This window comes from Nocardioides sp., from assembly GCF_035697785.1.
GTDB lineage: Bacteria > Actinomycetota > Actinomycetes > Propionibacteriales > Nocardioidaceae > Nocardioides_B.
On record NZ_DASSCL010000130.1, the window covers coordinates 1 to 8,452 of the forward strand.

8 protein-coding genes are annotated in these 8,452 nt (G+C 72.2%); 4 read left to right on the forward strand and 4 right to left on the reverse strand.

The window, feature by feature from the left end; all coding sequences use genetic code 11:
• Window positions 1–203: 203 nt before the first annotated feature.
• Window positions 204–2,168 carry an alpha/beta-hydrolase family protein gene (locus VFH10_RS14060; RefSeq protein ID WP_325129618.1) on the reverse strand — a complete coding sequence of 655 codons (1,965 nt, stop codon included), beginning with the start codon at window positions 2,166–2,168 and terminating at the stop codon, window positions 204–206.
• A gap of 164 nt (window positions 2,169–2,332) precedes the next feature.
• On the opposite strand from VFH10_RS14060, the gene VFH10_RS14065 reads away from it, so the two are divergent.
• The 4 genes from VFH10_RS14065 to VFH10_RS14080 are packed head-to-tail and all read left to right on the forward strand — an operon-like array spanning window position 2,333 to window position 6,083.
• Entirely contained in the window at window positions 2,333–3,550 is a 1,218-nt protein-coding gene (locus VFH10_RS14065; RefSeq protein ID WP_325129620.1) for a sensor histidine kinase, read from the forward strand.
• Between the two features lie 22 nt (window positions 3,551–3,572).
• Window positions 3,573–4,235 (forward strand): response regulator transcription factor, encoded by a 663-nt coding sequence (locus VFH10_RS14070; RefSeq protein WP_325129622.1) that lies wholly within the window; start codon window positions 3,573–3,575, stop codon window positions 4,233–4,235.
• A gap of 43 nt (window positions 4,236–4,278) precedes the next feature.
• Window positions 4,279–5,628, forward strand: coding sequence for an aspartate aminotransferase family protein (locus VFH10_RS14075; RefSeq protein WP_325129624.1), 1,350 nt, complete (start codon window positions 4,279–4,281; stop codon window positions 5,626–5,628).
• A 44-nt stretch (window positions 5,629–5,672) separates the two neighbouring features.
• A complete protein-coding gene (locus VFH10_RS14080; protein ID WP_325129626.1) occupies window positions 5,673–6,083 on the forward strand; it encodes a hypothetical protein in 411 nt (136 codons plus the stop codon).
• A 38-nt stretch (window positions 6,084–6,121) separates the two neighbouring features.
• On the opposite strand, the gene trmB is transcribed toward VFH10_RS14080, so the two are convergent.
• The 3 genes from trmB to VFH10_RS14095 all read right to left on the reverse strand — a co-directional run.
• A complete protein-coding gene (gene trmB / locus VFH10_RS14085; RefSeq protein WP_325129628.1) occupies window positions 6,122–6,841 on the reverse strand; it encodes a tRNA (guanosine(46)-N7)-methyltransferase TrmB in 720 nt (239 codons plus the stop codon).
• Between the two features lie 203 nt (window positions 6,842–7,044).
• Window positions 7,045–8,238 (reverse strand): elongation factor Tu, encoded by a 1,194-nt coding sequence (gene tuf, locus VFH10_RS14090; RefSeq protein WP_325129630.1) that lies wholly within the window; start codon window positions 8,236–8,238, stop codon window positions 7,045–7,047.
• Window positions 8,239–8,308: 70 nt separating this feature from the next.
• Window positions 8,309–8,452: hypothetical protein (locus tag VFH10_RS14095; protein ID WP_325129631.1), on the reverse strand; the 144-nt coding region annotated here is incomplete at its 5' end.

Sequence of the window (8,452 nt, forward strand, 5' to 3'; positions counted from 1 at the left end):
CCACCGCAAATCAGGGAAAACCGATTCAGTAGTCAAATGTGCCGCACCCCGGCGACCCCGCCGGAGCAACCGGACTATCTTGTCAGAGACCCGCGGCGCTTATCAAATCCGGGCCTCGATGACTAGGTCGTGCCTCCTGTCAGCGGCCGTCGCGAGGTGCCGACGCGGCGGCGCGCAGCAGGCCATGGGACAGGAGCCACGCCCTAAGGACACTCCGGCAGCAGCAGTCCCTGCTCGGGTCCGTAGCGGTGCCCATGTCCGGTCGGGGCACCCAGGGAGGCGATAGTGTCGATGCCCGTGGCAAGGTAGCTCAACCCCGGGATCCAGACCTCTCCCGGGTACGACGCCGGCCGGTGCCAGGCCAGCGACGGCTCCCAGCTGACCACCGGGTCATCGGCGTTCGCGAGCACCACCGGGCCGGGGAGTCGCGGCACCTCGCCACCGGGTGGGCCGGTCCAGGTGGCACCGCACACCATCTCCGCGCCCGCCGAGTGCACCGGCACCGCGGTGGCCGCGAGCACGCCGAGGCTCTGTCCGATCAGGTAGAGCCGGGGCCGGTCGGCCTCCGGGATCTCCGCGAGCCGCTCGGTGACCGCCGCCACCAGCGCCCGGGCACCGTCCTCGTTGTCCTGGCGCGCCACCATCAGGGCCGCCCAGCTGGGCAGGAACGTCGACTGCACGGCTGCCGTCGCCACGTCCCCGTCGAACCGCCGCTCGACGGCGCGCACCCCGACCGGGTCCACCCACCCGGATCCGGTGGGGAAGGCCAGCACGAGGTTCTGCCGCTCGAACCCACCGGCACGTTCCAGCCGCGCCACGGCCAGCCGGCTGCGCGCAGCAGGGGCGCCGGCCTCGTGGACGCCGACGTAGACGCGGACCGCGCCGCGCGGCGACGGCCGGCTCAGCACGTTGTCCGCGGCGGTGTCGAGCCCGACCGCCTCGAAGAACCGGCCACCGACCTCCGAGGTGAGCGCGGCTCGTGCGGCCCCGCTGACCGGGTCCCCCGCCGCCAGCAGCAGGCCGATGGCGACCAGCGCTCCGGCGTACAGCCGCTGCCGCCCGGCCGCCACGGCCACGCCGGTGACCCCCGACGCCCGTGTCCCGGCACGGCCACGTGCGACCCGGCGCATCACCCGGCGGCCGCAGGCGACCACGAGCGCACCCGCGAGCAGCAGCACGGTGACGACCGCGGCAGCGACGACGAGCACGAACAGCCAGCCCCCCAACGGGCCGGGCGCGCGGGCCGGGTCGAGGACCGAGGTCCCCGAAGCCGACCAGCCGGTGGCGGACAGGACCATCGCCGCGACGCTGACGACGAGAGCCGCCACGCGCACGCCGACGGTGTCGAGCCGGCGGCCCCGGGCCCACCTCGCCAGCACCCGACCGAGGGGATACGTCCCCGCGACCAGGAGCCCGGTGAACACGCCCTGCAGCCAGGCGGGCCGGGCGAGCACTGCGGGGACGAGGGACGCGGAGGCTGCGAGCCCTGCCACCAGCACCACCGGCGTGGCCGGAAGTCGGCGCACCCACGCAGCGGCCCGGATGCGCATCCGGACCCGCCGCCGGGCGAGCGCCGGGAACGGGAGTGCCAGGACGGCCAGCGCGCCGCCGCCACCGAGCGCCACGGCGCCGACGCTGGCCGCGGTCTCCGCACCCGGCACCAGGTCGCCCTGGCGGACGGAGTTGGCGCGCACCCCGAGGTACGCCGTCTCGGCCGCGACCCGGCAGCCGCCGGCGGTGAAGTCGTCGCAGCTCCCCCGCATCCCACGGGCCAGGGACTCGTCGAGTGCCACGCGTGCCCACGGGCCCAGGGGGCGACCGGTCACGGCGGCGTAGCGGAGGAGGTCGTAGCCGAGGTCGTGCCGGGCGCAGAACGTGTCGAACCGGTCCGGCATCGGCAGCGGCGAGGAGCACGACCCGTCGGGACGCACCAGCATCCCGTCACGACGCACCGGCCGGTAGCCCATCGCCCGGACGAAGCCGGCCGGCACCGCGGCACGGGCCCGGTCCACGTCACCGGAGACCAGCGCCCGGACCGCCCGCCCCGCCGCCGGGTCCTCCGCGGTCGAGGCGCCGGACGGCAGCGCCAGGGCGCCGAGCAGGAAGCCGGCGGCCAGCAGCAGCACGCCGAGGATCGCGAGCACGGGACGAAGTCGGGGAGCAGCCATGCCGCGGACGCTAGGAACGCGCGGCACTCCCCCGGATCCCCTCGAGGAGCCCACTGGGCATGGCTCTTCGGGGCCTGCGCGGCACCGGCGTCGTACCAGCGGGTGAGGACGAGGTGGCCCTGCGGTATGACGCCTGCGCGGCCGCACGAGCCTACGCTGGCGACATGGCTTCCCGACTGCGCCGCACGGTCCGCCGGGCCCGGCACGGGCTCGGGTCGGCCGTGGGACGCGTGCGCTCCCGCTCGTCCCTGATGTGGAACGTGGTCCTCGGCGTGCTCGGCCTGGTGCTGTTCATCGTCACCTGGGCGACGGTCATCATGACCCACGAGGTCGACGAGACCAGCGCCCCCGTCGTGGCGGCCATGACCGTGCTGCCCCTGGCCCTGGCCCGACGGAGCCCGATCCTCGGTTGGGCGCTCACCATCTTCGTCGGCCTGCTCTTCTGGACCTCGGTGGACCCTCGCCCGGGCTACGACCTGGCGTGGACGGTGCCGCAGGTCATCGTGCTCTACGTGCTCATGGTGGCGGTCGCGCTGGGTGAGCGGCTGAGGCTTGTGCTGCCGGCCTGGGCCGCCAGCGTGGTGGTGCTGGTCGCCGTGATGCCGTTCGACGCCCGCGGCGGGCTGGCCTTCGGCATCACGTCCGCGACGGTCGTCGCGCTGCTGGTCCGGTGGCTGGTGCTCTCCCGGGTGCAGCTCGCCCGCGAGCAGGAGGTGAGCGATCTTGAACGCGCCCGCCGGGCAGTGCTCGAGGAGCGCTCCCGGATCGCGCGCGACCTGCACGACGTGGTCGCGCACCGGATGTCGATGGTCGTCGTCCAGGCGCAGAGCGCTCCGGCGCGGCTCGGCGAGCTGCCCGCGCCGGTCGCCGAGGAGTTCCTGTCCATCTCCGAGCAGGCACGAGCGGCCCTCAACGAGGTGCGCGGGATGCTCGGGGTGCTCCGCAGCGAGTCGAGCGGGCCCGAGGGATCGCCGCAGAAGGGGCTGCACGACGTCGAGGAGCTGCTGCGCCAGACCAAGGACGCCGGCGTGGATCTGACGTGGGAGCTGCGTGGCGACCCGAACGGAGTCGGCGAGGCGGTGGGCCTGGTGGTCTACCGGGTGCTGCAGGAGGCGCTCGCGAACGCCTCCCGGCACGCTCCGGGCAGCCGGGTCTCGGCGCAGGTGACCTGCACCGACGAGGTGCGGGTGGAGGTGCGCAGCGGAGCCCCGGCACCGGGCAGCGCACGCGCGGACGCCGGGCACGCCGGACCCGGGACCGGTTTGATCGGCATGTCCGACCGGGCCCGCTCCGTCGGCGGCACCCTCGAGGCCGGTCCCGACGGCGACGGCTTCCTGGTGCGCGCCTGGCTGCCGACCACGGCGCGCACGCTGGTCGACTGACGTGCCCTAGGGTCGATCGGACATGACAGTCACCGTGTTCATCGCCGACGACCAGGCCATGGTCCGTCAGGGGTTCCGTGCCCTGCTCGACGCGGAGCCCGACCTGTCGGTGGTCGGGGACGCCGCGGACGGCAAGGCGGCGGTGGCCGGCGTGCTGGAGACCCGGCCGGACGTGGTGCTGCTGGACATCCGGATGCCGGTGATGAACGGCCTCGAGGCTGCGGCGGAGATCATGCGCCGCCGGATCCAGCCCGAGCCGCGGCTGCTGATGCTCACCACGTTCGACGTCGACGACTACGTCTACGAGGCCCTCCGGCTGGGCGCCAGCGGCTTCATGCTCAAGGACGCCCCTGCGGCCGAGCTGACCCGGGCGGTCCGGGTGGTGGCGGCCGGCGACGCGCTGCTGGCGCCGTCGATCACCCGCCGCTTCATCGAGGAGGCGACCCGCAACCGGAGGCCGCCCGCCCGGCAGACCCGCGCACTGGAGACACTCACGGTGCGGGAGCGCGAGGTCCTCGAGCTGATCGCGCGCGGAATGTCGAACGCCGAGATCGCGGAGCACCTGGTGGTCGCCGAGCAGACCGTGAAGACCCACGTGGGCCGGGTGCTGGCCAAGCTGCAGCTGCGCGACCGGGCCCAGGCGGTCGTACTGGCCTACGAGACGGGTGTGGTCCGCCCGGCGTGAGAAGTAGCGATGCCCTGGCGGCGGCAGCCCCTAGATTGACGTCATGATCGACCGGACCCGCCTGCGGGAGCTGCACGCCGCCGAGGAGCGGCGCTTCGTCGACGACCGGCCACGCTCGGCCGCGCTCGCGAAGGAGGCGGGCGACGCGCTCCTGGCCGGGGTGCCGATGCCGTGGATGACCCGGTGGCCGGGCGCATTCCCCCTCGTCTTCGAGCGCGCGTCCGGCGCCCGGTTCACCGACGTCGACGGGCGCGAGTACGTCGACCTGTGCCTCGGTGACACCGGCGCGATGACCGGGCACGCGCTGCCGGAGGTGACCGAGGCGATCGCGGAGCGGGCCGCGACCGGCATCACGACGATGCTGCCGAGCACCGACGCGGCCTGGGTGGCCGAGGAGCTGCGGCGCCGGTTCGGTCTCGCCCGCTGGCAGATGGCGATGTCGGCGACCGACGCCAACCGGTTCGTGCTGCGGTTCGCGCGGCACCTGACCGGCCGGCCGAAGGTCGCGGTGATGGACTGGTGCTACCACGGGACCGTCGACGAGACGCTGGCCGTGCTCGACGAAGGAGGCCGGGTGGTCCCCCGGCCCGGGGCGCTCGGACCGCAGGTGGACGTGGCGGTCACCACGCGCGTCGTACCGTTCAACGACCCGGCCGCCCTCGAGGCGGCGCTGGCCCACGGTGACGTGGCCGCGCTGCTGATGGAACCGGCGCTGACCAACATCGGGATCGTGCTGCCCGAGGACGGCTACCTCGACGAGGTCCGCCGGCTGACCCGGGCCGCGGGCACGCTGCTGATCATCGACGAGACGCACACGATCTGCGCGGGGCCCGGTGGTGCGACGCGGGCGTGGGGGCTGGACCCGGACATCCTCGTCGTCGGCAAGCCGATCGGCGCAGGCGTGCCGGCCGCGGCCTACGGCGTGAGCGCGGACGTCGCGGACGCGCTGGGGCCGCAGATGCGCTCCCACGACATCGACGTCGCCGGTGTCGGCGGCACGCTCACCGGCAACGCGCTCGCACTCGCGGCGGTACGCCGGACGTTGTCGGTGGCGCTGCGCGAGGAGGACTTCGCGATGGCGATCCCGCTGGCGCAACGGTGGGCCGACGGGGTGGCGGGGGTGATCGCCGCGCACGGGCTGCCCTGGCACGTGCAGCGGCTCGGCGCGCGGGCGGAGTACTGGTTCTGCCCGCCACCGCGCGACGGGGCGTCGGCCGCGGCGGCCGTCGACGAGGAGCTCGAGGCGTTCTTGCACCTCTGGGCGCTGAACCGCGGCATCCTGCTGACGCCCTTCCACAACATGGCGCTGTTCTCGCCCCACCACACCGAAGCCGACGTGGACCTGCACACGCGCGTGTTCGGCGAGGCCGTAGAGGCGCTGCTGGGGCGCTGATGCGGGCTATGGCGACGGTGGGGTCGCCGGACTACCGTTGACACATGGAGCCGGAGGTGCTCAAGGTCCTCCTGCTGTGGGCCGGATGTGCGGTCATCGCCGTGATCATCCGCTGCGCACCGCTGTGGCGCGCGGTCTGGCGGCGGCTGCAGCGCGTGCACGCCCGCTGGGAGGGACGGCGGATGCTGCCGATCAGCACGCGCCCGATCGAGGCGATCGCCCAGGACGCCCGCCGTCTCGGTCGGCGTTTCCGCGAGCCTCCGCGGGGCGTCTCCTTCGCCAAGTTCGAGGGCACCCGCCGTGCCTACGACAAGGTGCTCGCCGAGGGTTGCCTGGCACTGGGCATCGAGCACCTGCTCGACGTGCTGCCGCCCGGCATGGAGCTCGACGCGGAACGCCGCCGGGTCGAGTGGCGGCTCTACTCGGCCGGGCTGCGCCTCGACGACGCTGCCTAGACGGCCGCGCCTGATCGCTGGCCGGTCCCCCGGGTCGCTCAGCTGCGCCGGTAGGCCAGGTCGGTGATGGTCCGGCCGGCCTCGATCCCCTTGCGCTCGAACCTGGTGACCGGCCGCTCGTCCCAGCGCGGCACCACTCCACCGCGCAGCAGTGGCTCGGCGTCGAGCGCCTCCACCATGGCGTCGGCGTACGCCGACCAGTCCGTCGCCAGCCTCCAGGTCGCGCCGGGCATGAGCCGGGTGGCCGCCAGCCGCGCGAACGAGGAGTTCACGAGCCGACGCTTGTGGTGCTTCTTCTTCGGCCACGGGTCGGGGAAGAACGTCCAGAGCCCCGCGAGGCCACCCTCGGGCACCAGGTTGGTCAGCGACCAGACGGCGTCGACGCTGAGCAGGCGGACGTTCGAGACGCCGGCCTCAGCCAACCGGCCGAGGGTGTCGGCGACCCCGGGTCGCCAGACCTCGATGGCGACGATGTTCGTGTCGAGTCGGGCGGCCGCCAGCGCGGCTGTCGCCTCGCCGACGCCGGGACCGATCTCGACGACGAGCGGGGCCGACCGGCCGAACCAGGAATCGAGGTCGAAGCCTGGGTCGTCGACCGCCGCGTCCGGTATCCACCAGGCCTCGTGGTGCGCGTCCCAGGCTCGCTGCTGCGACGGCGTGAACCTCGCGCCGCGACGGGAGTAGGTGAGCACCTCGCGCATCCGGCGGCCGTCCGCGGTGAACTTCTGGTGCGGACGAGCGGGTCGGACGGTGGTCATCGTGCCTTCCTCGGGTCGTTGCTGGCGTCTGGGTTGTGGCTGGGTCTGCGCCCCAGGGCTTGCTGTGGCTGGGCTTTCGAGCCTGGTGGCTGGTGTCAGACATCCGTGGCTCATTCTGCGCGCTGGCTCGGTTGCGCTGTGGTGCGGACGCCGGAAAAGCAGAACGGCCCCCGGCGCCGAGGCGCCGGGGGCCGTTCGTGCTTCTACTTGTTGATCTTGGTGACTCGACCGGCACCCACGGTGCGACCGCCCTCGCGGATCGCGAAGCGGAGGCCGTCCTCCATGGCGATCGGCTGGATCAGCTGGACCGACATGTCGGTGTTGTCGCCCGGCATGACCATCTCGGTGCCCTCGGGCAGGGTCACGACGCCCGTCACGTCCGTCGTACGGAAGTAGAACTGCGGACGGTAGTTGTTGAAGAACGGCGTGTGGCGGCCGCCCTCCTCCTTGCTGAGGATGTAGACCGAGGCCTCGAAGTCCGTGTGCGGAGTCGTGGTGCCCGGCTTGATGACGACCATGCCGCGCTCGACGTCCTCGCGCTTGGTGCCGCGAAGCAGCAGGCCGACGTTCTCGCCCGCCTGGCCCTCGTCGAGCAGCTTGCGGAACATCTCGACGCCGGTGACCGTCGTGGTCTGCTTCTGCTCACGGATGCCGATGATGTCGACGGTCTCGTTGACCTTGACCACACCACGCTCGATGCGACCGGTGATGACCGTGCCACGACCGGTGATCGTGAAGACGTCCTCGACCGGCATCAGGAACGGCTTGTCGATCTCGCGCTCCGGCTGCGGGATGTACTCGTCGACGGCGTTCATCAGCTCGACGATCGACTCGCCCCACTTCTCGTCGCCGTTCAGCGCCGGGAAGGCGGCAACGCGCACCACGGGGATGTCGTCGCCCGGGAACTCGTACTCGGAGAGGAGCTCACGCACCTCCATCTCCACGAGCTCGATGAGCTCCTCGTCGTCGACCATGTCGCACTTGTTGAGCGCGACGACGATCGCCGGCACGCCGACCTGACGCGCGAGCAGCACGTGCTCACGGGTCTGCGGCATAGGGCCGTCGGTGGCGGCGACGACGAGGATCGCGCCGTCCATCTGGGCCGCACCGGTGATCATGTTCTTGATGTAGTCGGCGTGCCCCGGGCAGTCGACGTGCGCGTAGTGACGCGACTCGGTCTGGTACTCGACGTGCGCGATGGAGATCGTGATACCGCGCTGACGCTCCTCAGGGGCCTTGTCGATCTCGTCGAACGGCGTGAAGGGGTTCAGGTCCGGGTACTTGTCGTGCAGCACCTTGGTGATCGCTGCGGTCAACGTCGTCTTGCCGTGGTCGATGTGACCAATGGTTCCGATGTTGACGTGCGGCTTAGTCCGCTCGAACTTCGCCTTAGCCACTTGGGGCTCCTCCTAGCTAGATTTCTTGACTCGTTTGCTGTTGGTGTGACGTGCGCCCGACGACTTGTGCTTACTCGCCGCGGACCTTCTTGATGATCTCGTCGGCGACGTTCTGCGGAACCTCGGCGTACGAGTCGAACTCCATCGAGTACGACGCCTGACCGGAGGTCTTGGACCTCAGATCGCCAACGTACCCGAACATCTCGGACAGCGG